General features: G+C 46.9%; 27 protein-coding genes. 25 read left to right on the top strand and 2 right to left on the bottom strand.

Annotated features, from left to right (window positions below; genetic code table 11):
• The first annotated feature begins 17 nt into the window (after positions 1 to 17).
• From FHS17_RS16830 to FHS17_RS16920, 20 genes are all read left to right on the top strand, one after another.
• Positions 18 to 269: a hypothetical protein gene (locus FHS17_RS16830; protein WP_167279602.1), complete on the top strand. Its 252-nt coding sequence runs from the start codon at positions 18 to 20 to the stop codon at positions 267 to 269.
• Positions 269 to 1858: an AAA family ATPase gene (locus FHS17_RS16835; protein ID WP_167279603.1), complete on the top strand. Its 1590-nt coding sequence runs from the start codon at positions 269 to 271 to the stop codon at positions 1856 to 1858. Before FHS17_RS16830 ends, FHS17_RS16835 begins: the two co-directional genes overlap by 1 nt.
• Positions 1851 to 2768 carry a recombinase RecT gene (locus tag FHS17_RS16840; RefSeq protein WP_167279604.1) on the top strand — a complete coding sequence of 306 codons (918 nt, stop codon included), beginning with the start codon at positions 1851 to 1853 and terminating at the stop codon, positions 2766 to 2768. Before FHS17_RS16835 ends, FHS17_RS16840 begins: the two co-directional genes overlap by 8 nt.
• A 16-nt stretch (positions 2769 to 2784) precedes the next feature.
• Positions 2785 to 2982, top strand: coding sequence for a hypothetical protein (locus FHS17_RS16845; protein WP_167279605.1), 198 nt, complete (start codon positions 2785 to 2787; stop codon positions 2980 to 2982).
• Entirely contained in the window at positions 2975 to 3730 is a 756-nt protein-coding gene (locus tag FHS17_RS16850; protein ID WP_167279606.1) for an MBL fold metallo-hydrolase, read from the top strand. Before FHS17_RS16845 ends, FHS17_RS16850 begins: the two co-directional genes overlap by 8 nt.
• Positions 3731 to 4318, top strand: a complete 588-nt coding sequence (locus FHS17_RS16855) for a DUF1642 domain-containing protein (protein WP_167279607.1) — start codon at positions 3731 to 3733, stop codon at positions 4316 to 4318.
• A gap of 16 nt (positions 4319 to 4334) precedes the next feature.
• Complete coding sequence (locus tag FHS17_RS16860; protein ID WP_167279608.1) at positions 4335 to 5261, top strand: hypothetical protein; 927 nt, start codon at positions 4335 to 4337, stop codon at positions 5259 to 5261.
• Positions 5245 to 5550, top strand: a complete 306-nt coding sequence (locus tag FHS17_RS16865) for a hypothetical protein (RefSeq protein ID WP_243865405.1) — start codon at positions 5245 to 5247, stop codon at positions 5548 to 5550. Before FHS17_RS16860 ends, FHS17_RS16865 begins: the two co-directional genes overlap by 17 nt.
• Positions 5547 to 6950 carry a replicative DNA helicase gene (locus tag FHS17_RS16870; RefSeq protein WP_167279610.1) on the top strand — a complete coding sequence of 468 codons (1404 nt, stop codon included), beginning with the start codon at positions 5547 to 5549 and terminating at the stop codon, positions 6948 to 6950. Before FHS17_RS16865 ends, FHS17_RS16870 begins: the two co-directional genes overlap by 4 nt.
• A 104-nt stretch (positions 6951 to 7054) precedes the next feature.
• Complete coding sequence (locus FHS17_RS31245) at positions 7055 to 7300, top strand: DUF7667 family protein (protein ID WP_424992011.1); 246 nt, start codon at positions 7055 to 7057, stop codon at positions 7298 to 7300.
• 156 nt (positions 7301 to 7456) lie between these two features.
• Positions 7457 to 7774: a LexA family protein gene (locus FHS17_RS16875; RefSeq protein WP_167279611.1), complete on the top strand. Its 318-nt coding sequence runs from the start codon at positions 7457 to 7459 to the stop codon at positions 7772 to 7774.
• The gene (locus FHS17_RS16880; protein WP_167279612.1) at positions 7774 to 8343 is read left to right on the top strand and encodes a RuvC family protein; all 570 of its coding nucleotides are present in this window, start codon (positions 7774 to 7776) and stop codon (positions 8341 to 8343) included. The genes FHS17_RS16875 and FHS17_RS16880 overlap by 1 nt, the downstream gene beginning before the upstream one ends.
• A 51-nt stretch (positions 8344 to 8394) precedes the next feature.
• Positions 8395 to 8781: a hypothetical protein gene (locus FHS17_RS16885; RefSeq protein WP_167279613.1), complete on the top strand. Its 387-nt coding sequence runs from the start codon at positions 8395 to 8397 to the stop codon at positions 8779 to 8781.
• A 339-nt stretch (positions 8782 to 9120) separates the two neighbouring features.
• A complete protein-coding gene (locus FHS17_RS16890; RefSeq protein WP_167279614.1) occupies positions 9121 to 10296 on the top strand; it encodes a hypothetical protein in 1176 nt (391 codons plus the stop codon).
• Positions 10293 to 12059, top strand: coding sequence for a DNA cytosine methyltransferase (locus FHS17_RS16895; protein WP_167279615.1), 1767 nt, complete (start codon positions 10293 to 10295; stop codon positions 12057 to 12059). Before FHS17_RS16890 ends, FHS17_RS16895 begins: the two co-directional genes overlap by 4 nt.
• Positions 12060 to 12317: 258 nt before the next feature.
• Positions 12318 to 12758 carry a hypothetical protein gene (locus FHS17_RS16900; RefSeq protein ID WP_167279616.1) on the top strand — a complete coding sequence of 147 codons (441 nt, stop codon included), beginning with the start codon at positions 12318 to 12320 and terminating at the stop codon, positions 12756 to 12758.
• Positions 12759 to 12760: 2 nt separating this feature from the next.
• Complete coding sequence (locus FHS17_RS16905; RefSeq protein ID WP_167279617.1) at positions 12761 to 13264, top strand: hypothetical protein; 504 nt, start codon at positions 12761 to 12763, stop codon at positions 13262 to 13264.
• A gap of 440 nt (positions 13265 to 13704) precedes the next feature.
• On the top strand, positions 13705 to 13968 hold the full coding sequence (locus FHS17_RS16910) for a hypothetical protein (RefSeq protein ID WP_167279618.1): 264 nt from the start codon (positions 13705 to 13707) through the stop codon (positions 13966 to 13968).
• A gap of 36 nt (positions 13969 to 14004) precedes the next feature.
• A complete protein-coding gene (locus FHS17_RS16915; RefSeq protein WP_167279619.1) occupies positions 14005 to 14469 on the top strand; it encodes an ArpU family phage packaging/lysis transcriptional regulator in 465 nt (154 codons plus the stop codon).
• 48 nt (positions 14470 to 14517) lie between these two features.
• Positions 14518 to 14727: a helix-turn-helix domain-containing protein gene (locus FHS17_RS16920; RefSeq protein WP_167279620.1), complete on the top strand. Its 210-nt coding sequence runs from the start codon at positions 14518 to 14520 to the stop codon at positions 14725 to 14727.
• Positions 14728 to 14750: 23 nt separating this feature from the next.
• Here FHS17_RS16920 and FHS17_RS16925 read toward each other — a convergent pair whose 3' ends face one another.
• Together FHS17_RS16925 and FHS17_RS16930 are read right to left on the bottom strand one after the other, a co-directional pair.
• Complete coding sequence (locus tag FHS17_RS16925) at positions 14751 to 15929, bottom strand: tyrosine-type recombinase/integrase (RefSeq protein ID WP_167279621.1); 1179 nt, start codon at positions 15927 to 15929, stop codon at positions 14751 to 14753.
• A 297-nt stretch (positions 15930 to 16226) separates the two neighbouring features.
• Positions 16227 to 17855 (bottom strand): catalase, encoded by a 1629-nt coding sequence (locus tag FHS17_RS16930; protein ID WP_167279622.1) that lies wholly within the window; start codon positions 17853 to 17855, stop codon positions 16227 to 16229.
• A 186-nt stretch (positions 17856 to 18041) separates the two neighbouring features.
• Here FHS17_RS16930 and FHS17_RS16935 point away from each other — a divergent pair, with 186 nt between their 5' ends.
• From FHS17_RS16935 to FHS17_RS16955, 5 genes are all read left to right on the top strand, one after another.
• Positions 18042 to 19649, top strand: a complete 1608-nt coding sequence (locus tag FHS17_RS16935; RefSeq protein ID WP_167279623.1) for a response regulator transcription factor — start codon at positions 18042 to 18044, stop codon at positions 19647 to 19649.
• A complete protein-coding gene (locus FHS17_RS16940) occupies positions 19646 to 21421 on the top strand; it encodes a cache domain-containing sensor histidine kinase (protein ID WP_167279624.1) in 1776 nt (591 codons plus the stop codon). Before FHS17_RS16935 ends, FHS17_RS16940 begins: the two co-directional genes overlap by 4 nt.
• A 119-nt stretch (positions 21422 to 21540) precedes the next feature.
• Complete coding sequence (locus FHS17_RS16945) at positions 21541 to 22974, top strand: ABC transporter substrate-binding protein (RefSeq protein WP_167279625.1); 1434 nt, start codon at positions 21541 to 21543, stop codon at positions 22972 to 22974.
• Positions 22975 to 23061: 87 nt separating this feature from the next.
• Positions 23062 to 24009, top strand: a complete 948-nt coding sequence (locus FHS17_RS16950; RefSeq protein WP_415639892.1) for a carbohydrate ABC transporter permease — start codon at positions 23062 to 23064, stop codon at positions 24007 to 24009.
• On the top strand, positions 24009 to 24839 hold the full coding sequence (locus FHS17_RS16955) for a carbohydrate ABC transporter permease (protein ID WP_167279626.1): 831 nt from the start codon (positions 24009 to 24011) through the stop codon (positions 24837 to 24839). The genes FHS17_RS16950 and FHS17_RS16955 overlap by 1 nt, the downstream gene beginning before the upstream one ends.
• The last annotated feature ends 37 nt before the right edge of the window (positions 24840 to 24876 follow it).

Below are 24876 nucleotides of genomic sequence, written 5' to 3' on the forward strand. Positions count from 1 at the left end.
TTTGAGGAGGAATTTCGGTGGTTGAAGAAGCTTTAGTAATTCAGTCAGTCACGGTCTACAAAGGCGCGACTGAGAAAACATATTCCGTTGGTGAAGAGGTAAATGGCGCGGTTGTAATCGAGATCGTTGATAAAAAGACTATTGGAACTATCGAGTTTGATTTGCTCGACGAAGACGGGCAAGTGATTCTTAAACTCGAGAAACTCCCTTGTCTGGTTGAGTGGATGAAGATTGCGGTCGACGGTCCAGTTAGTGAGGTGCAAGCCTAATGCCAGTTATTCGCTTAATCGAAGAGCAGCTCAACAACTTCGCCGGCATCAAGAACCGCACAATCAACTTCGGCGCTGTTACAAACCTATCCGGAAAGAACGGGGAAGGCAAGACATCGGTCGGCACTGCACCCATCTGGATCCTGTTCGGTAAAGACCTGCTGGGTTCCGACTACACCAAAGACAAATACAGCCCGCGGCCTACCAATTACGAATACGATCGGGTCTACGCCTCAATCCTGCTTTCAATCGACGGCACTGAATACAAATTTGCTCGTGAGATCGATGAGAAGAAGAAAAACAACTTCTATATAAATGACATTCCTAAATCAGCATCAGACTTCAACGCTGCAGTATCAGCTCTCATAACGCAAGACGAATTCATGTCCTTATACTTCCCGGCATACTTCTTCAATCTTAACTGGACCAAACAGCGCGAGCTTCTAATGAAAGGTGCTGTTGCACCACTGAAAGCGACTGTACTACAAGAGATGTCTCGCACTTCGCCTGAGCAAAAGCCGAAGGAGATCATACTTAACCCGCATGCAGCAAAGCTGGAACCTTTATTGAAGAAGAACACCATTGCCGATCTGGAGAGCAAGCACAAGCAGGATAAGACGCGGCAAGAAAAAGCTCATACAGAAGCAGGTGGGGCAACCAAGAAGCTGCGCGAGATGATTGAGCGTCTGCCGGTAGCCGTAGGCGATCTGTCCGAGCTCGAAGCTGAGGCAGCTGCATTAAAGGATGAGTTTGCCAAATATGAACCAGAACTCGCGGCAGCATGGGAAACGAACGATCGGTATCGTCAACTTCAGCATGAACTAATAACAATCTCAGCTCAGGTTGAAGCCTCAAAAGAAGCATGGCCGGCACTAAAGGATGAGCCTATAAAGGAAACATGCCGGACTTGTGATCAGCAATTACAACCGGAAGCTGTTAAATCTGTCATAGCTGATAAGCAGCAGCGGATAGATGCGTACAAAGCAAAACATGCTGTGCTCCAGCACAAGAAGAAAGCTGCGATAGCTGCACTGGGTGATGCTCAGGAAATCGACATACCGGAACTTCGGACAATTCTCAATGGAATCGAAGCAAAACACGATGTTGTAATGCTTAAAATCAGAGCCCATAAAGATCGGCTGCCATTACAAGAGGAGCTTGCTAAATCTGTTGATACCGAGTCAACAACACTTACCAGCCTTCGAGAATCAACACTCATCCTCGATGCGATCAAGGCATTTAAAGCCAAGGAAGCCGAACTGCAGGCAGCAGAGATCGAATCGAAGTTCACTCGTTTATCAGTCCGGCTGTTCAAATACGTTAAAGCCAACGACGCATACGAACCAGACTTCAGCATCCAGATGGACGGTAAGGATTATCAGTTCCTTTCCACCGGAGAGAAGATCGCTGCGGGGCTGGAGTTAACCGAAGTCCTTCATAAACAAACAGGCGTCATCGCACCGGTGTTTATTGATAACGTGGGTGAGTATACGGGACCAATTACAGCTTACGACCAGGTTATCACTGGCCGGGCGGTACCGGATCAAGAATTAAAAATAGAAGTGGATGGAGTGAAGTTGAATGGATAACAAAAACAATCAAATTCAAGTGGCATCAGAGCTAAATGAAATCGTACAGATCGGTGACTTCGGGGCTAACGAGCTCATGACAATGAAAGAAACAATCGGCAAAGACTTAACCATTCCGCAATTCAATCTCTTCATGTACCAATGCAACCGGATGGGCCTTGACCCAGCATTGAAGCACGCTTTCCCGATCTTGTACGGTGGTAAGCTGGACAGCCGAGTTTCATATGAAGGGCTGCTTTCTTTAGCTAAAAAGTCAGCTGGCTACCAAGGCGTCTTTAACCAAGTGGTTTGTGAAAACGAAGCGGACACCTTTGAAGCAGAAACAGATGATGAAGGTGTAATCGTTAAGATCAATCACAAGGTTAAGTTCCCACGGGGCAAAGTAATTGCCGCTTACTCGATCGCCAAACGTGAAGGTCACAAGCCAGTTATCGTGTTGATGGACGTCATGGAAGTACAGAAGCTGCTTAAAGGCCAGAATCAGAAGTTCTGGAAGATGGAAGACGGTTCGCCTGATCCGGATATGTTCAAGAAGCATGTAGGCTTCCGTTCAATCAAAGCCCAGTTCGATATCGCCTCTGTTGTTGAGGAAAACATGGAGTCACTGAACACACCAGAAGGTTATACGCAGCCTGAACAACCTACACGGAAAGATATCACGGCCGAAGTAAATGCAGCAGCGGCTCAATCACCATCATCATCCGAACCAGCTGTCGATCCTGTTGATGCCAAATGGAAAGAGGTCGGCGCTATTTTCCAACAGCTTGGTATTACTGTGAAGGCTCAGCAGGCTGAATACATCCGAGAAAACCTCAAGATCAAGGGAGAATCAGCAACTGTCGCTGAACTGACAGGCTTGATCAAGATCATGAAGATGCAGTTAGAATCTGCCGGCGATGAGCTGGAATAAGAGGAGGAATAACTCTATGCAAATCACAAAAAGACACTTGATCTTTCTGGAAGAGGCAAAGCGGGCATTTATCGAAAATCCTCATTATGAAACTTACCGCAACGAAGAGAATAACCTGATTGCTCTCCGACGCGGGGAAGATCGGGATTGCATTGAAATTTACAAACTCAGCGGAAGAGTTGGTTTCTTCGCTCAAATGATGGCTGATGTTTGACGTCAAAATCCACGCCACAGGGTCAGATGGGAACTGTGTTTCGATAAGTAACGGCGCTGTAACGATCCTGGTTGATGTCGGGTTGCCAAAGACAAAGGTCGAGAAGATCCTGCTCGCTGCAGGTATTGACCCAACGAAAATCCACTCAATATGGATTACACATGAACATCAGGACCACTGCCGCGGCCTAGGTTTTGCTGATAAATACAAGATACCGGTATACGCCAGTGAGGGGACACTTAAGGCGCTCGAAAGACTAGACAGCGGCAAAGTCATCAAGGCCGGTAATTCAATCTGCTTCGAAGCTTTTAGTATTACGAATCACATGTTCGTGACTGCTTTCAACGTCTCACACGATGCAATGGAGCCGCTGGGGTTCGCGATACAGAGTGGGGCAGGCAAAGTCAGCGTGATGATGGATACCGGCTACGTGACTGATGAAATGCTTCATGCGATGGCTAACAGCGACATCTACGTATTCGAATGCAATCACGATGAGGATATGGTCGTTAACGGTGATTATCCGGATGTAACGAAGAGCCGGGTGCTGGCAGATACGGGTCATTTATCAAATGAGGCTGCTGCCTCGGCTCTCGCCAAATTAGTACATGGACTCGGAGAAAAGATCTACTTAACCCACATGTCCAGCAACAATAATATGCCGGCGCTTGCTCAGGGCACAGTGAAGAGAGCTCTTAAGGCGAAGGGGCTACTGGCAGGTAAACATTACGAATTGGAGGTGTTGTGAATGAGACAATCGCCTGAGTATATGGAGTCGAACCGCAATTCAGCCAGCATGCAGAGCGTTCAAAGATACGGTAGGGACACTATCCTACAACTACTCAGTCATATTGATACGATCGAGACTGAGCTAAAGATTGCAACAGAGGACGAAGAACGTGCAGTAGCTGCTGCGGATCGTCTGACTGAGAATGTAGCTAAACTGTATGTTGAGAAGCAGGAGTTTGAGAATCAAATGAACGCATTAAGAGTGCCGGTTGTGCTGCCTAAAGAGATTGCAGAAGCGATGAATAAATTAGAAGCAGTAGGTCACACGGTTGATGAAGCGGCTTGGTTAATAGCACATGGGGGCCGAGCAGACGCCACTGAAGCAGAAGGAACTTTGAATAAATACGCATTAAGAAAAAATGGCTTCATTCAATTAGTCAACGCTCTCCAATATGGCTACACCGTCGAAGAACCAATCAACCACGAGCAGCGCCTACGGATCGAACTGGAGAAACTTATCACTACTTGGGACGGACTCAGCCGCTACACGTTGAACAAAGATGTCGGTGAGCTGCTGACTGATCACTTTCAAGAAATTGCGAAATGAACGTTGGTGATGTGGTATGTCAGGCGGAGCTTTTCAAACCAGCAGGGAGTTGTTCGCTAATCCAATCTGGCAAAACATTGTGGAGTTCAGACTTTTCTTCCTTATATATGGCAGTGCAGTATTCGCTGAGGATGGCGTTAAAATTACTGACGACCTCACATTGAAGAGAGGTCAGTGGTTACGGTCTACTCGCAAGCTGCAGGAAGACCTCAAATACATCGAGAATCGGCAGGTTTTAACCTACTCTGTATCCACTATAAATCGCACTATTAAACGACTTGAGAGGTTGCAGAGGATATGCACGAAACAGCATCAACTTGGAACAGTCTTTACAGTGCTGAATTATGAGCAATATCAAGGGTTTGGTAATTACAAGCATACCGAACTTGGAACGGAACTTGGAACAAACGCGGAACAAACGCGGAACAATAATAAGAATGTATATAAAGGTAAAGAAGGATCTTTAAATAATTCTTCCTCTCAGAATAAGAAAATCACTTATTCAGAGGACGATGATTTCTATCTCATGGCTTTATACCTTCATGTAAAAATAATGGACCATGCAGAAATAAACGGAAAGAAACATCTCGTTGAAAATGCAGATATGCAGAAATGGGCAGACGAGTTTAGGAAGATAATCGTGCTCGACAAGCGGAACAAGAAAGAATTGAAGGAGATCATTGACTGGTGTACTTCAGACACTTTCTGGCAAGTCAATATTCTTAGCCCTAAAAAGCTCAGAGAAAAGTACGCGGAGTTGGGACTGAAAATGAATCAGCCTAGTGGAGGAAAACAAATGACTACTAGACCGATGAGCAAGGCTGAGAAAAACAAGCAGTTGTTACAACGTAAGATGAAGGAGGCGCAGGAACTTGAACAGGCAGGAGGTAATGAAGCTCCTCTCGATCTATTCAGCAGCCTACCCTATGGTGGAGATCAGTGATGAGCAAATAGAACTTTGGGTAGAAATGCTCGATGATATCCCTTATGCAAAAGGGATACGCAACATCAGAGAACATGTTCGTTCCAGCAAGTTTCCACCTACTATTGCAGACATCGTCCGGCATGATCCTGAGCAATTCACTAACCAGAATCAACTCCAGTCTGAGATGAACCACCGAATTGCATTAATGGATCAATGGGAAAGAGATTCATCAGACTCAATCCCCGAGCATGTTAGGAAGCGTTTGGAGCTAGTTCAGCAGAGAATAAAGTCAGGTGAGATTGGATGAGTTATGAAGCAGAAGCTGCTGTACTCGGTACATTAATCCTTTACGGCGAGAAGATGGATGAATGCATTCTTAAGCCGGAGGAGTTTGATGCGGATCCGCGGCACTCAACCATAATGGAATACCTTCGCTTCACGTGGGAGCAAGATGGTGCAATCAATCCAGTGTTGATGGTCCAGCGCTCCGGTAAGAAGATCGAACGTATGGGCGGCCTTGAGTATCTCATGCAGTTGTCGGGAAGTGTTTCCCACCACCATCACTTTGCCCAATACCAGAAGGTTGTTAGGAACGCTCATATCGCTAAGCGGACACGGGAAGCGATGCAAGGAATAGCGGTCGCTGGATCGAGTGCTGGTGTGGACACAACGAAGCTGCTATCTGATGCAAGGGCAGCAATCGAGGAAATATCCGAGCTAACGATAACGGACAGTGACAAGGGCTTAAAGCATATCAAAACATTCTTGGAAGGTCATTCGGATAAAATCGTTGAGCGTAAGAAGAAGCGTGGATTGACCGGCTCAAAGACGGTAAGCGCTCAGCTCGACAAGATGACCGGGGGCCATCAAAAAGGCGATCTTGATATTTATGCAGCACGACCCTCGATGGGGAAAACAGCACTCATAATTAATGAAATGATTACGGCAGCACGGAATGGTACAGCAGTAGCTTTTATCTCTTTGGAGATGTCAGCAGCATTGGTCGTTGATCGTTTCATCTGCAGCTTAGCTAATATCGAGAATACGAAAATGCGGTCAGGCGATTTCGACGATGACGATTGGGTGAATTACAGCTTTGCGGTCGAGGAATTCATTAAGCTTCCAATTTACATCGATGATACAACCGGAATGTCATTGCAGGATATAAGGCGAGAAATTAAGGAGCTTTTAAAGAAGCACAGCCATGTCGCTTTATACGTCGACTACCTCCAGTTGGTGCAGCCAGGTAGATCATTCAAGGAGCCTCGTGATGGAGTCGCATACGTCTCTAAAGGTCTCAAAGCACTTGGCAGGTCACTAGACGTTTCAGTGGTCGCAATATCAGCTGTAGGCCGGCAATGCGAACAGCGTCAGGATAAACGGCCAATGATGTCTGATCTACGAGAGTCCGGCTCAATTGAATCAGATGGTGATAACATCGTGTTTCTTTATAGAGATGATTACTATAATTCGGACAGTGAGAAAAAGGGCATTGTTGAGCTCATAGTTGCTAAAGGTCGCAACGTCGGGGTAGGCAAGGTAGAAATGGTGTTCCTCAAACAGTACGGGAAATTTGCGGATCTGGATAACTCAGGGCAAGCTCCGAATAAAGGAGGCGCTAATGGCAAAGATTCCGGAAAAGATCAGCAACGATCAGGAGTACGAAGAGATTCTGGCTCGTATCGTAAAGGGCGCGCAGACGATTGAGGACCCGCTAACAACACCAGAAGAAAAAGAGTTATACATGCGGGGATACGACAAGATGGTTGCTGTAGCAAGGGAGTTCAGAATAAGAGAGGGCTGAAGCAGAAATGAAATCATTTCACATTCGTCTCGCCGAACTTACCAGGAAACGCAAAACCAAACCTTTAACAGATGCAGAAATCATCGAAATCCAGCACTGCCAACAATTGAATGAGGTTTACGTTGAATCAGTTCTCACATTACAAACAATGATCGTGGCAGCGGAGACAGCTAAGGACACCGAATGGGAGAGCCAGCTATATATCCAGCTCGACTCACTAGAATGTGACCCTCACCGAACGAAGGTGAAATAATGCGGAAGCGAAACACAAAGGTAGTACAGCGGCCGAAGCCAAAGTTTGATCCGATATTCCACGAGTATCCTTGGGAAGTCATTAAAGATGATCGTGGCCGGGTGATAGGTGAGGTATATACCGCACCGCCAACTTATATCAACTGCGGGAGGATAAATGGAAAACCAAAATAAGTTAAGCAAAAGGCAGGGAGAAGCACTGGAATTCATTCAACGCTATCAAGCAGCGAATGGGTATGCTCCTTCAATTCGAGAGGTAGGCAAGGGAATGGGGCTGAGTTCATCATCAACAGTTCATGCGATAATGGCCCGCCTTCAGCAGAAAGGCTATCTCGTCCGTGAAGGTAAATCACCGAGGGCTATACGGTCAGCAGAAGCTCATCAGCAGCAGAGAGCAGACATCGCAACGATGAAGCATCATGACAGATTGTTGGTGGCAATATTCGGGGAACTACGAGAGGCGGTGGGCGACTGATGAGGTTTCTAGGTATTGATCCAGCCACAAAAACAGGTGTCGTCGCTCTTAATGGAAGAGGCGAAGTGGTACTTGAAGTTGAGCTGAAAGGTGCCGGCAAAGCAGAGAAGGGCGGCATTACAATTGCCCAGCTTGTCGATCTTGAGAACCAACTCTATCAGGTCATTCAGCCAGGTGATGAAACAGTCATTGAGCAAGCAGCAGCCGGAACACAGAAAGGCATCACAACCGGAATGATTCACGGCGGCTTAAGATCGATCATTCACCGGAAAGGCTTGGTATACCACGAGATCAACCCTCTCCAGACAAAGAAGTATGTTGGCGTTACTGGCTGGAAAGGCGAAGCAGGCAGTAAAGTCCGGCTGAAAGACAAGGAGAAGAAGGCAGCAGTAAGCAAAGCAGTGCAGGAGATGTTCGGATATCACCACAAGAGCGATAACGTAGTTGATGCATACATCATAGCCCGGGCCGCTTGGAATCTATTTCTGCTGCGAGAGTTTAAGCCACTAGTCGACACACATCCGTTTCAAGTAGAAATCATTCAAGGAATACTCGATAAAGCGAAATAACCGCGCATGCGCTCGGTGAAGGGCTTCGTGCAGATATATAACCGAACATATGTGCGTGAAAGGGTGATTGCGATGGCCTATTCAAATGTTCGAATCATGCCAAAGGTCAGAGAAACTGTGATCGGTATCGGGTTCTTCGGTCCGGTCAGAGAAAAGGTTGTAGTTGATACCGGAGAGCCGTGGTTGGTCGTTTATCACACTGGCACACGCCGCTGGTTGGTTACAAACGATCTTGAAAAGCACGGACTGAATGCAGCAGCAGCCGACATCGAACCTATTGGATTTGCTGAAAACGTAAAGGCAGCGCTGTTCGTTGTCTGGGAGCATCAGTGTTCCCTAGGACTTGAAAGAACGATCTTGGATGAGCTGCGGGAGAAGGAAGACAAACAGATAGTAGCTGATGAGACCGAGTGGGAGGGAGAGTGGTCGGCATCTTGAAACAACTTAACTGGCGATCGGCGAGCAGAGAACAGCTGGTCAACATAGCCATCATCGATACTGAAGCACCGTTAGAGCACCGCATAGCTGCACAGGTTGAACTGAAGCGCCGGGCTCGTAAGCGGTACGACAGGCTGAATCAGAAGATCAAGGTGGTGCATCCACGATGAAAGATCACTCTCCCAGAAAAAAGCACAAACCACTACCACGAGAGAAGTTGGATAAGGCCTCGGCAAATGGCCCAGTAAGCAGTCGGCAGTGGACAGAAGAAGAACGGCAGAGGGTTGAATCGGCACCATCTCCAAAAGGTAAGCAGCCGTTCGTTTGGAGGAAGAAGTCATGAACCGGGAAGAGAAGCGCAAACAGTTCCAAGTGTTGAAAGCGATGAAGCCAGATCAATTCTGGTCAGCTATGAATGTGCTTCATACAAAAGCTTATGCAACTGCCACAAGACATTACCATCAAGCCATGAGAGAGCTGTTTGATCCTGAAACAATGGCTGCAGTAATCAAAAAAGCAAATGAGATCCGAATCGGTGAAGGCATGGCCACTATTGATACGAATCAAACGGAAGTCGAAATATTTTATCCGGAGGAGGCGGACGCTTTGCATTTAGGTGTGCCGATGCGTGACAGGGAAATGCAGTCGCAGGGTTCTGGTGAGGTGCAAGTTACCAAGTTAAGCCCGGAGCAAATGGAAAGAGAGTTTGAGCGGATGAATGGTGGCAAGCATACGCCAAGCACTGTACCTAATCAGAAGGAGGATGAAGACATGAATAAACGGAGAGGTCCAGCACCGAAAGAAGGTCCAGCATGTGGGCTGACAAAGAAAGACTTCCTGAAATCCATAGCTGAAGGCGAGACGATCGCAAGTATTGAGAAAGCATGGAGCATGAAATACAACACACTTCATGACTGGGTGAAAAAGTGGGGATTTAGAGGAATTACGCCGGGCAAGGCGCGCGAGCTGCTAGCGGCTATGGATCCAGAAGAAACGCCGGTTATGGTTACAGTTGAGGTAGCCAATCCCGAAGATCCTCAGGTTGTAGCTGAATTCTTAGAACAGAATGATGAATCGTCAGAGGTAGAGGTTGAGACGCAAGAAGTGCATGTTGTGGCACTTGAGAATTCAGTGCCAGTTGCGACAATACCTGCAGCACCAATCATTCTACAAGATCGACCGCAGCATCAAGCATATATCTCCGTAGCTATTCCGCTGATTATCTCGAATGAACCAAAGTTGGCGAAGCGAGATAAAGCTTACGAATCAATGAGCAGACTGCTTTCTGATGGAGTAGACTCCACAAGTCTGGACTACCCAGTTCTCGCTGCTGATATCCTTGAAATCCTTCAGGTAGTGGTCAGCCTGGTATATGACCAAACGAGTGCGGTGGTAGTTAAGCCGGGCAAGGCACTGGAGGCTGTACAGGAGTTCTTCAGTCATCACAATCAAGAACATCTGAACCGTATGGAACAACTGCTTGGGAACGATGGATGGCGGAAGATTTCGGTATGAAGCAATTAATACGGGAGCTGATCGTTGACAACTTTGCAGGCGGTGGCGGTGCGAGTACGGGGATTGAACTCGCGATTGGTCGAAGCGTTGATGTGGCAATTAACCATGATCCAGCAGCCATAGCAATGCATAAGGCTAATCATCCCGATACCGAACATTATTGCGAATCAGTATGGGATGTAGATCCCCGAAAGGTAGCTCGAGGTCAGCAAGTAGCCCTGTGCTGGCTCTCCCCTGACTGCAAGCACTTCAGCAAGGCAAAAGGCGGCAAGCCAAAGGAAGAGGGAATTCGCGGACTTGCTTGGGTGGCTGTAAGATGGGCGGCAACGGTGCGGCCGCGGGTCATCATGCTAGAGAACGTTGAGGAATTCAAAACCTGGGGGCCGCTACTTAAAGACGGCATGCCGGATCCGGATAAGAAGGGCAAGACATTCCAAGCATTCATCAATGCACTTAAACGTCAGGGATACGAGGTCGATCACCGAGAGCTCCGAGCAAGTGATTACGGAGCACCAACGATTAGAAAGAGGTTCTTCCTGGTTGCTAGGTGTGATGGTCAACCGATCGTATGGCCGAAGCCGACTCATGGAGATCCGAATCGTATCGAAGTTAAGAAAGGGCTGCTGAAGCCTTGGCGGACAGCTGGTGAAATTATCGATTGGTCATTGGAGTGCATGAGCATATTCGAACGTAAGAAGCCGTTAGCTGAGAATACAATGCGCCGGATAGCCAGAGGGATAAATAAGTTCGTGCTCAATAATCCAGATCCGTTTGTCATTAAGGTTAATCATCAAGGCGAGGCTTTTAGAGGGCAACAAATCAGCGAGCCATTACAAACAGTAACTTCAAAAAATGGCTGGGGCATCGTTACACCGTATATCGCTCGCATCGGACAGACGGGATTCGGTGGCGATAGGATGCAATATCCACTTGATCAGCCATTAACCACAATAACTACTAAGGCTGAACACTTACTGATCAAACCATTCCTTGCGAAAAACTACGGTGGAAATTATAACGGACCAGGCGCTGATGTTAAGGAACCACTATCGACAGTGACCACTAAAGATCATCACTCGCTTGTAACAGCTTTCCTTGCTCAGTACCACAGTGAGACAGCAAGTCATGATGCACGTGGGCAACAACTTGATCGACCGATCCTTACGCTAGATACCTCAAACCGATACGGATTAGTAGCTGCTCACCTTGCCCGGCACTTTGGAGAATCGGTTGGAAGTTCGGCAGATGATCCAGTTGGAACTGTAACAGCAGGCGGTGGTGGAAAGACTTCGCTCGTAACAAGTCATCTTATCAAAATGAAGGGAACGAACATTGGACAACCGGCAGATGAACCGCTACAAACAATTACAGCTGGTGGACTGCACTTCGGAGAGGTTCGGGCTTTCTTGATGAAATATTACGGAACAGGCGAAGGACAAGAAATAAGCGAACCGATGCACACCATTCCTACTAAGGATCGCTTCGGACTTATAACAGTTCATGGTCAAGATTACGCTATCGTGGACATTGGCATGCGGATGCTTGAGCCACATGAACTATTCGCCGCGCAAGGTTTCCCTGAAGAATACATCATTTCCAAGGATGCTGATGGCAAGCAATATCCAAAGTCAGCTCAGGTAGCCCGCTGCGGTAACTCAGTGCCACCGCCATTTGCTCAGCACCTAGTAAGAGCTAACCTACCGGAGCTGTGTAAGGATGTACCGTATGGCGGGGAACATCAATATGAGCTGCAGTTGATGTAATGAAAAAAGATTTTCCGGAACGATCCAGCAGCCATTGATTAATCAAAACATCGAATGTTCATAAGCCGGCCATCCCATCTAGGAGGTGCGCTCTGAACGAAAAGGATAGCAAAAACATCTATGTATTGTTCGGCGTTGTAATCGGCATTCTGCTGGTGATCGTCATCAAAATCATTTAATGCACACGGCTGTAATCGGCGAGCTGGCGGCCAACTACTGCTATTAAACCGAACATATGTGCGGTGGAAAGGAAGGTATATGGTAAAACTGACGCAACGACAGCTCGACTTGGTCAAGGTTGTTCAAGAGAGCCCTGGTATCGCATTACCACCAATGTTGGAGAAAGCAGGCTTTAAAAGCAACAGTAGAACAGCGTATGAGGTAATGAGGTACTTAAAAGCTCAAAAAGTCCTCATCCGTACTGGCAAACAGAAAAGCTACCGGCATTATGTTGATCCAGATCTGAAATACGAGCTGGTGAAGGTGAGTTCTGAGTTGGATAGTATTCCGCAGCCAGATTCACTTATCGATGAGGCAAGTGCAATCACTCTTTCGGAAGATCAAGTTTTCTATATGAAAAACCATCATCAGCACATGCCACGAAAGAAGTTAGCCGAGCGACTCGGGATCAGCAAGTTGGCATTAAACCTATTCTTAATCAAAAACAATTTGGAAACCAAATCTAGGGAGGCAATTTAACCATGAAAACATTTATTAACGCAAAGATCAAAGATATCAAGCTCGCGAAAGAAGAAGTTATCACACTTACCCTGGATTCTTTAAATGGCGATCAATTGGAAATCCTCCGTCAAATCAAGAAGCAAGGCACGGCTTACATCACATTCAATAGCTCGCAAACTGATGTTGATGACTACTACGAGTACCATTCTTCGCGGGAAGGCGTTCGAGGCACAGTTAACTCGGACGGGACAATCAACTTGAACCAGAAAGATGAAGGCCAAGTGACCTTGGAAGAGGTCGGGGAGCAGCCGGCACCAGATGAGGAAACGACAGAGCCGTCTGACCAAGAGCAAGAGTCGGGTGAGGAGACTGAGCAGGAGCCAGCTGAAGAATCAGAAGATGAACTCCCTGAGGATGTAGAGGAGCAAGAGGGTTCTGAAGCTGAAGAAGCTGGAGAGGCCCAGGAAGATTCCGAAGAAGACCAGCAGCCGGCAGGCGCAGACAACGACGACCTCGAGGACTAACGTATGCGTCACTGGAACTGGGAACGGATTGGTTATGTAGCACTCTGCCTAGGATTCTGGGTTTGGCGTTTTGGATGATATCAAAAATCTAAATGATTTCGGCCCCGGTTCATCCGGATCGGGGCTCTAACGCACTTATGGAGGTGAAGTTTTTGTTTAACATTTTTGAAGACAACGAGGGCATCGTGCTTTTAGTAATCTTTGTAGTTATTGTTTTGGCTATATTCGGATTGGGGTTACTTACAGGTTGGTGTATATGGGGAGGTTAGAACAATGAATTTTAAGGTAGAGACTGGGCGTGTTCAGATGCTAGGCGCTGGTATCGCATTTGATCGGATACATTACCACAACTTCGAAAGGAGATCATTCGGGGTAGTCTTCATATGTTTCGCCGTTTGGTTTTCTTGGGACAAAGATACATCGAAGGGAGGGGCTGCCGTTTGAAGGAAGTCACACGCTATAAATGCGATCATTGCAAAAAGTTGGCGGCAAGAAAATCAACAATCGAGAAGCATGAGTTAATCTGTGTTTGTAATCCTGAGGGTGAAAATTGCTTCACTTGCAAACACATGACGGCAGATTACGAAATGAATCGCGGTGAATTTGACCATGAGTGTGACAAATTAGGCGGCGAATGCAAGAAATTCAGGGCGTTAGAGTGTGGGAATTATGAGCGCTTGAATCCTTTTAACCGCGCTTTATAAGTACAAGTATGATTACTGAAGCACATGAGGTGATTTATGCAACTCAACTTCGAATTGCCGGAGCTGGATAGGAGAAGGACTCAGCTGGCTGTTGAGTCAGCACTTGAGAAGTATCGGATCTTCAAGACGATAACCTTCGATGAACGTGAGGCTAGCACAACTGCAGGATACAGTGATATGCCTCGCAGTTATACCGGTACGACTACTGATCAAACGGCTAGCATCGCAATTCACAACGTAGATGTACCAGCACAGCGGAGAAATTACTGTGAACGTATCGAGCGGGCTGTAAGGCGATTGCATCCAAAGGAACGGCTGCTGATTGAAGAACGCTATATGAAAGAAGATTACGTATACGACTTCGCGGTGTATAACCAGAAGTTCAACCCACCGATCAGCAAGGGAACATACATCAAGATTCGCTGGAAGGCATTCTATAAACTCGCCCTTACTCTTGACATAGCCGTTGAAAAAACGGACGAGGAGTGGGAAGAGGAATGAACATTAGGACATGGTAAACGAGAATATATTAAGGTGAGGTGAGGGGAAATGGACGTTTACAAGGAAGGATACGAGCCTGAGACCTTAGAGGTGTCTGACATCCGGCGTATCCTTGGAATTGGACTGAATCAAGCTTATAAGCTTGTAAACTCAGGAGAGTTTCGCGTAATAAAAATCGGACGGAAAATAGTAATACCAAAGGAATCATTCTATAAGTGGTTTAACGGCGATGAAAAAAAAGAAGAACAAGGGGAGTAAGTGCCCTTGTTCTTTCTTTGTCTTTATTCAATATCGAATCCAATAGTTCGGTCAAGAGATAAAACTGCTTTCTCCTGGCCTGTAGGGAGAAGGTGGGAATAAGTATTAAGCGTTGTTGTTACAGTGGAGTGTCCAAGTCTCTCAGAGACAACTCGGATATCCTCGCGCTCATTAAGCATGATGCTGGCGCTCTGGTGCCTGAGATCGTGATAAGTGATTTTGGGCTCATGCTCAGGTTTATATTTATCACAGATGTTGTACCACATCTCCAGCACCTTATTGGCGCGTGCTGGAGTGCCTAAGCGTGAACATACAACAAGATCATTGTCTTGATATTGTTTGCCAAGTATCCTTTTCTCTACATCAATAATATCTCGATGCTCGAGCAGAAATGCAGCTGTTAGAGGTGACATACTTATAACCCGATTACTTTTTCTGGTCTTAACTTTTTTAAGCGTTGTTGTATTCTTCTGCAAGCTCCGACGAATTGAAATGGTCCGCTTGTCAAAGTCTATGTCAGCCCATTTGAGGCCTAATATCTCGCCTTGTCTCATGCCAGTCATGATTGCGAGGAAGTATGCGATCCAAAAGCGAGTCGTGCCCTTGCTGCTTGACAGCACTAGTTTCACTGAATCATTATTCCATATTTCCCGTTCTTTTTTCTCAACACGTGGCCGCTCGTTCTTAGGTAATTTGGATACGGGATTAATATCGATGATATCCAAAGTAGCAGCATCATTAAGTGCAGTGTTTATTGTTGCATACATACGTCTGACAGTTTCGTCTCCTAGCCCTTTACCAGTCCGCGAGTTTGCATCAGTCTTTAAGTATTTCAAGAACTTAAGGATATCCATTGCAGCTAATTTAGAAAGTTCAATTTTGCCGATCCGTTCTTTGACATGTCTCTCATGGAAAGATAAGTACAATTCGCGAGTTGTTTCTTCGATGTTACTCCGGTTATTAACCCAATCAAGGAAGTACTCTCCAAAGGTGATTTTAGTTGGATCGATGTAAGAGCCACGATTCATATCTACAGTAAGTTCATCACGTGCCTTTTTAGCCTCAGTACGAGTCCGAAAACCGCGGCGAGTAACACGCTTGCCATCAACCATAACCTGGAACCAATAGGGCTTGCCGTTTTTTACTTCTTCGTTAAAATAGATGTTATCCTTGGTTTTACTGGTATCACTCTTCTTACCCACGAAAATCAGCCCCTTATTGATTTGCATCAAATTTGCATCAACAATTAATATTGTGACTCAAAAGCCTTGATATATCAATGTTTATTTAATTATAGTATAATACCCTTCAAGTTTGTCACCCCTCCTTGCTCGGGTTTTTATGGTTTAACAAGGTTAAGGGATACAGTCAAAATTATAGTATGAATTGGCCGTGGCAATGGTGCTGTATGTAGGGAAAATGGGCGCTTATAATAAAGAAGGACTGTCCATCCTGTCATGTTGATGACCGGTTGGACAGCCCTTCTATTTGTTTGCGATCTAGTAGCCGTCCGTCCGATGTCCCAATTCCTCAGCAATTTCCATCCCTTCGCGAGCCGGGAATGTACCGATATGATCGGATTTCATCGCAGCCGATTTCTTGATGGATTCCGCGACAAGGCGGCCGTACTCCGGATCAGCATTGGTCAAATTGGCAAGCATCTTCTCTTGGATGACAGGTGCACAGGTCGATAACGCATCACCAAGATTATGAATGAGCTCATCACGTTCCCATTGCTCCAACTTCCGGAATGTATCGCCTGCTTGGCCAAAGTTGTTTGTGCGGTCGATCGCTTGTTGAACCAGATCCGCATCATAATGCGGCTTATGCGGCTCACCGGAGGCTTCAGCCTCTACAAGGCCGTTTAAGCTCGACGGCTCATAGTTGATATGTGGATTTTGCCCAGGAGCTACATCCACATAGAAGGACATTTGGCCGTCACGCTGATTCGTCGCGGCACGTTTTTTTGGCGCATTAATCGGCAGCTGCAAGTAGTTCGCGCCAATACGGTAACGCTGAGTATCCGAGTAGGATAATGTACGCCCTTGGAGCATTTTATCGTCTGAGAAGTCTAGTCCGTCCACCAGAACCCCCGTACCAAACGCCGCCTGTTCTACTTCTGCAAAGTAATTTTCCGGGTTTTTGTTAAGCACCATCTTACCTACAGGAACCATAGGGAATTTGTCTTCATCCCATAGTTTTGTATCATCAAGTGGATCGAAATCAAGCTCCGGATGCTCGCCATCCTCCATGATTTGAACCTTCAGTTCCCACGCTGGATAATCACCGCGCTCAATCGCTTCATACAAATCCTGTGTCGCATGATTGAAGTTTTTTGCTTGAATTTCTTCCGCTTCACTTTGAGTTAGATTACGGATACCTTGCTGCGGATCCCAATGATATTTGACGAGAACAGCCTCGCCCTGAGCATTTACCCACTTGTATGTATTCACCCCAGAACCTTGCATTTGACGGTAGTTAGCCGGAATACCCCATGGTGAGAACAGGAAGGTAATCATATGCGTTGCTTCAGGGGAATTGGACACGAAATCAAAGAAACGCTCCATACTCTGAATGTTGGTTACGGGATCTGGCTTAAAGGCATGAACCATATCCGGGAACTTCATCGCATCGCGGATGAAGAAGACTTTCAGATTGTTGCCAACCAGATCCCAGTTGCCGTCTTCGGTGTAGAACTTTGTAGCGAATCCGCGAGGATCACGTAGTGTTTCCGGCGAATGCCCGCCGTGAATAACGCTGGAGAAGCGAACGAAGACAGGCGTTTGTTTCCCTTTTTCCTGGAACAGCTTCGCTCTCGTATATTTGCTGATTGGTTCGTTGCCAAAGGTTCCATATGCTTCGAAATAGCCATGTGCACCCGCGCCACGTCCATGCACGACACGTTCAGGTACACGTTCCCGGTCGAAGTGCGTAATTTTCTCGATAAAGTGATAATTTTCTAACGTGGCAGGACCACGGTTGCTTACTGTTCTGATGTTCTGGTTATCTGTTACGGGATGACCCTGCCTTGTTGTCAGCGTCATATCCGTTTCTCCCGCCGCTTTACGGTTATCTGCAGCTCCGCCAGCTCCGGTTGCGTTTGAGCCATTCATCTCATTTGCAGACATTATAACTTTTCCTCCATTTCCATATTTCAGGTGATTGACCACATCCTCCACTACTATTCCTCATTCGCTTCAGGATTATGAGATTAATGGTAAATTTGTTTCTTTTGGGTACTCCCCTATTCAGGCTTGCTGCCGCGTAGTACTGTATTAGAAAACGGCCTGCACCAAGGGGGAAGGAAGTACGATATGAACATTCTGATCGTCGACGATGAACCAAGGCACTTAAGAGGGATGGCTGGCATGATCCAATCGATGCGTCCGGAGGCAAAAGTGAGTACGGCCAAAGACGGAGCAGTCGCACTTGCCATGGTAAAAGAAAATCTGCCAGATGTAGTGCTGAGCGACATCCAGATGCCTAATTTGGATGGTCTAGCTTTCTTGCAGCTGCTTAAGGAAGAAGGCTTGCAGACCAAGGTTGTTATGGTGTCTGCCTACAATCTGTTTGAATATGCCCAGACTGCTATTCGGCACGGCGCTTATGATTATTTGCTTAAGCCTGTAGACATAGAGAAGGTGGAGACGCTGCTGCAGCGGCTGGAGGAGCAGTTCGCGGCAGAAGCCAAAGAGCGAGGGGAATCTGCTGAGTTAAAGCAAAAGCTTGAACTTGCCTCTCCCGCTTATCGAAGCCGGTTGCTTCATCAGTGGCTGATCGGCGAGCTGCCTTCGGACCAAGGTGCCGAATTGGAGGAGTGGCCGCTTCTTCAGGAGGTGAATGTCCTCCTGCTGACAGATATAAGAAGATTAGAAGCAGAGGAAGCGATTCCGCCTCAACTGATGGAAGAGCTCTCCGGGAAGCTCAGGAGCTTCGCCGAGAAATTTGGACAAGCCTGTGTATTTCCGCTTCAGACCATGCAGCAGGGAGACAGGCTTGTTACCGCGCTGAAGCTCGGACAATTGTCAGACCTGTCAGCAGCAGAGCTTGCTGCAGGACTGAGGGATTGTATATCTTCCTGGCAGCTGCTGCATGGCAAAGTCGTTCACGGGATGGCTGTCCGGACCATTCACGAAGGCATTCCAGATTTGTATCAGAGGGCGGAGACGGCTTTGCATTATGCTTTCCATGATGAATGGCAGGGAGTTGTAGCTGCGGAGGAGATTGCCGCATATGAGCCGAAGGAAGCGCTCTATAAGCTGGATGGAGAGCTGTTGTTCGAAGCCCTTCAAGAAGCTTCCTTCAAGAAAGCAGAGGAAATGTGCCAAGAAGCGTTCAAGACTCTGGCAGCCGGCGGTTACACTGACCCTAAGCTGATGATCAATTATGCTGCGTTAACCTTGATTAAGATCAAAAGCCGAACCTCAGGTATTATTGATCCGCAGGTTGGAAGCGTACTCACGGAGACAGCTTCCAATTCTATTCCTTCCTGCAGCACGAGCGATGAACTGCTGAAGCAGCTGATGTACTGTCTGGGAGCTGTTCATCAGGCGCTTACGGATCGGAAGCAGGGCAGCGGCGATGTTGCCGTTGAGCAGTGCTTAAGCTGGATTCAGTCCCATTACTTTGAGGATATTACGCTTGAGATGGCAGCCGAGCAGTTCCATTTCAATCCGTCTTATTTCAGCACGTTGATCAAAAGCCGTACTGGCCGTTCGTTCTCGGATCATCTAACTGAATCGCGGATACGGGAAGCGAAAGTGCTGCTGGCATCAGGGAAGCTCAAAATATACGAAATTGCAGAACGCTGCGGTTACCGGGATACGAAATATTTTACCCGAATCTTCAAACGGCAGGTCGGCTTGTCGCCGGAAGCTTATAAGCATACAGCACGTCCATTAACCGGAGGCGATTCACGATGACATTCAGGAAGAGGCTGCTGCTCAGCTATTTGATACTGATTGCACTGCCGCTGCTTGTACTCAGCTCACTATTCTACCGGACAAGCCTTAATGTTGTGACCGAGCAGGCACAGAAAAATGTGTACGATGTGGTCATGAAAAATAATGATGTGATCGACACAAAGCTTGGCATCGCAGATCAGAACAGCCGGGCACTATTTGTGGACAAAGACCTGTTCCAGATTTTTAACGATCTCAATCCGGCAAAGGAAGAAGAGCTGCTGGCGGCTGACCGACAGATTACAGCTATCTTAAGCAAATATTACTCTCTCAATGAGGATGTCTATTCAGCACAGCTGTGGACCTCCTATTACAATTTTGGAAGCTCCGTGCAAATGCCGCTTGGCAATCCGGTACAGTCAGACATCTATAAGGAGGCTGTTAAGGCAGGCGGGAAAATGGTCTGGTATCCGACATATGATTTTATTCAGATGTTCAATCAGCCATGGCTGGAGAACGGGTCGATCGACTTCCGTTACTTGTTCTCGGCAACAAGACTGCTCAATTTCTCTCATATGGAGGACAGCACCCTAGTTAAGCTGAAGCCGGATGTAGAACGTCCCGTGCTTACCATCAGCTTCAAATCAACCGTAATGGACCAATTGTTCGAGAAGAGCATTCCAGCCGGTTCCACTTATATGGTGCTGAATCCGGAAGATATTGTTGTCGCTTCAAGCGATTCCACTCTCGTTACAAAGCCGTTTAAGGAAGACTGGCTTGACCAGTTTCGGGACAAGGATAGCGGGACAGCGCGGATTAAAATTGACGGGCGCAGTCAGATCGTCAGCTATGCCCGTTCCGAAATAACAGGATGGCTGTCCATTGTTGTTACTCCGCAGTCTGTACTTGTTGAAAGCCTTGTGCCAGTTATACGTACCTCCACGCTTGTCAGCGCAATTGCTTTAAGTGTTGTTGCTCTCCTATTTGCTTATTTCATTCTGAGCCGCATCACCGGACCGATCAAAAAGCTGATGAGTGCCATGCGGTCGGTTGGCGAAGGGGATTTCGGGACTCGTGTCGAGGTGACAAGGCAGGATGAGTTTGGACTGCTTTCGCAGCGCTTTAACCGGATGAATGACCGGATTGAGATGCTTGTGAAAGAAAATTACGAGATTAAGCTAAAAGAGAAAGAAGCCGAAATTCAGGCATTAAATATGCAGATGAATCCTCATTTTCTGTACAATACGCTCAATATTATGAACTGGACAGCCATTGAGAACAATCAAACTGAACTCAGCAAGATGCTCGTCTGTTTATCCAATATGCTGCATTATACGTCCCGCAAGGACTGGGGAGCTGTTCATCTGACAGACGAGCTGGAATGGATTCGCAATTATTTCTTCATCATGTCAGCACGATTCGAAGGGAAGTTCATTGTTTCATATGAGATCGAGCCGATACTCTACGAGGAGAAAGTGCCAAGGCTGCTATTCCAGCCCTTTGTGGAGAATGCGATACTGCATGGGTTCAGCGGCATGGAGGAAGGCGGGGAAATTACAATCCGGGGTTGGACGGAAGGGGAAAGCCGGTATTTCGAGATCAGCGACAATGGACGTGGAATCAGCAAAGAAGGTATAGATACAATTTTATATAAGGAATCTGCATCTGTTGGCATTAAAAATACGATTTCGCGTATCCGGATGGCGTATGGTGACGAGTATGGGATCCGCATAGACTCCACTCGAGGCAAGGGGACAAGCATTGTGATCCATCTTCCGCACAAGATCCAATAAAAGTCCACCATTCTAGAAATGCTCGGGTTTTGTAAGCGTTATCTATGATCTACAATAAAAACAATCATAGACTGCAGCTATGAACCATGAGGATGGAAATAAGAGAGGGGCTCGAAAAAATGATTATGAATCGATGGAAATACACTTCCGCGTTTATGGTTACGGTTCTGTCAGCTGTGCTTGTTATGTCTGGCTGTACCAAGTCTGATAGTTCTAATAATTCCTCATCCAGTGATAACACAAGCACTTCAACAAACAATGCCGGAACGGATACGAAGAGCGGCGAGAAAATTACTCTGAAGCTGACCGGATGGGGCGCTCCGGCAGAGGTAGCGGCATACAAATCTGCCATTGCCAATTTCGAGCAGGATCATCCAAACGTTAAAGTCGAATTCCAATCGATTAGCAGCGGTGATTACGATACAAAGCTGACAACGATGGTTGCCGGCAACGATGAGCCAGATGTAGCGATGATGGAGTCTGCGACGATCGCCTTCCCGCTCGCTGAAGAAGGCAAGTTCCTGAATTTGCAGGACTTCCTTGCAAGCGATCAACAAATTACACTCGACTCAATCGTTCCGAATATTACGTATTCCCAGGCGCCGGGCAATATTATCGGCATTGGCCCAGGCCCCGAAACATTCGGACTGTTCTATAACGAAGATGTATTCAAGGATGCTGGTATCGAACCGCCTCCATCTGATATTTCCAAAGCATGGACCTGGGATCAGTTCGTTGATGTCGCGAAACAGTTGACGCTTGATAATAAGGGACGGAATGCGACAGATCCAAACTTTGATCCTAAAAATATTAAACAATTTGGTATTAACCTTCCGACATGGTGGGGGCAATACAGTAACTTTATCTATTCCAATGGTGGAGATTTCCTGTCAGCAGACGGTAAGACCTTCGCTCTTAATCAACCAGCGGCTGTAGAAGTTATTCAAAAGCTTGCTGATCTGATTAATGTGTATCATGTCGCTCCATCTCCACTGCAGTCGAAAAATATCCCGGGAACAAACGTGGCCCTGCAGACGAAGAAAGTCGCTATGGCTATTGATGGTCAATGGGCTACTTCATCGCTTGCTGAATCCAAGGTTCACTTTAACGTAGGTGTCCTGCCTGTGATGAAAGAACCGGTAACAACGGTTGTGGCCGGCATGTTCTCCATCTTCAAATCGACGAAGCATCCACAGGAAGCTTGGGAGCTCCTGAAGGCACTGCTTGACCCGGAAGCATCGCTTGATATGCTGACAAACGGAACTTGGATGCCAGCTCCTAAAGACTGGTATACCGACAGTGAGAAGCTGGCGAAGTGGACGAAGGATCTGCCTGCCCGTCCATCCGGCTACCAAGGTGCAGTTATCGATATGCTGCTCAATCACAGCCATGCAACCCCAACGGCTTATGTGAAAAACTTTAATAAAATTATGGATATCGTAAATCCCGCTCTGGATAAAGTGTGGCTGGGCAAACAGTCGGCCCAGGAAGCGCTTGATTCCATCGCCGCGAAGGCACAGCAGCAGGTGCAAGGCCGGCGTGACGTCGAGTAAGCAGTCTGCGGTAGTGGACTAAAGGAGAGGACAGCGGTTCTTGGCTCCAAGAACGTTGTCCTCTTTCATAGACAGGAGGGATACGGCATGGAAATGACGGCAAAAGATGTGCAGCCAGCGGGGACAAGAGCCAGGAATAAATTCTCCAAAAGAGAGAAGAAGGCGTTGTTCTATGGTCTGCTCTTTACAGCGCCGGCGATAATCGGCTTTATCATTTTTACATTAGGTCCGATGATAGCCAGCTTATATTTAAGCTTAACGGATTACAACGTATTCAAGGATACAACTCACTTTATCGGTTTGGACAATTATACAAAGCTGTTCAGCGGTGAAGATGATCTGTTCTACAAGTCGCTTGGTACCACCTTCTATTTTGTTATTTTGCGCGTACCAGCGGTCATCATTATCTCGTTCTTCCTGGCCATTTTGCTGAATATGAACCTAAAGGGTCGTTCACTTTTCCGGACGATTATCTACCTGCCAAGTATCGTTCCGGCGGTTGCCTCTTCGATGATCTGGCTGTGGCTGATGAACCCTGATCTAGGCTTGCTTAATACCGTTCTAGAATGGCTGCACCTGCCGACAAGCTCGTGGCTGTTCGGAGAGGGCAGTGTTATCCCATCCGTCGTGCTTACGACATTATGGGGAATTGGTGGGACAGTAATTATCTTCCTCGCCGGCTTGTCTGGTGTACCGAAGTCCTATTACGAAGCGATTGATGTAGACGGCGGCGGCTGGTACAGCAAGCTGCGTCATATTACGATTCCAATGCTGACGCCAACGATCTTCTTCAATACGATTATGACGATTATCGGCTCCTTCCAGGTGTTCAGTGAAGCTTATATCCTGACCCAAGGTGGACCTAATAACAAAAGCTTGTTCTTTGTCTTCTACCTATGGAGAACGGCCTTCCGTGATACGGAAATGGGCTATGCATCCGCACTTGCTTGGGTGTTGTTCGTTATTATTATGATCTTTACGGTGCTTATCTTCAAAACCTCGAAATCCTGGGTGCATTATGAGGGGGAACGGTAATGAGAGAATCCAGGCTAAAACTTACTGCGGGGTTTACTACCCTGCTGATTATTTCCGTGATGTTTATCGTGCCGTTTGTGTGGCTGCTGCGCAGCTCGGTGATGGATCTGTCTCAAATTTTCATCATGCCGCCGCAGTGGATTCCGAAGCCTTTTCACTTTGAAAACTTCAAGGAAGCCATGACGGTCGTGCCGTTTGGCGCTTTCTTCAAAAATACGCTTATTATCGTAGCCGGTGTATTGATCGGCACAGTCGTCTCCAGTACCATTGCTGCATTCGGCTTCTCCCGCATTAAGTGGAAGGGCCGCGATATGGTGTTTGCTATTCTGATGTCTGCAATGATGCTGCCAGGAGCGGTAACACTCATTCCTAGTTTTCTCGGCTGGAAGGAGCTTGGATTCTACGATACGTTCTATCCGCTGATCCTTCCTTCATATTTCGGCGGCGGTATGTTTAATATCTTCCTGCTGCGTCAATTCTACATGTCGATTCCTCAAGACTTTGATGAGGCGGCTGTTGTGGACGGAGCGACTTATTTCCAAATCTATTGGCGGATTCTGCTTCCGCTCAGCCGTTCAGCCGTTATAGTCGTTGCGCTCTTTACATTCCTTGGCTCATGGAATGACTTTATGGGACCACTTATTTATTTGAAGAGTGACAGCCGGTTTACCCTTGCACTTGGTCTGCAGATGTTCCAAGGCAGTTATAATGCACAGTGGGATTTATTGATGGCAGCCTCAACCGCTGTTGTACTGCCATGCGTATTAGTCTTTTTAGTTGGACAACGATTCTTCCTTGAAGGAATTACACTGACGGGGCTGAAAGGGTAAGAAGCGAGAATTGCGCCATCTGTGTGAGCATTCTTTT

Source organism: Paenibacillus lupini (assembly GCF_011761355.1).
GTDB lineage: Bacteria > Bacillota > Bacilli > Paenibacillales > Paenibacillaceae > Pristimantibacillus > Pristimantibacillus lupini.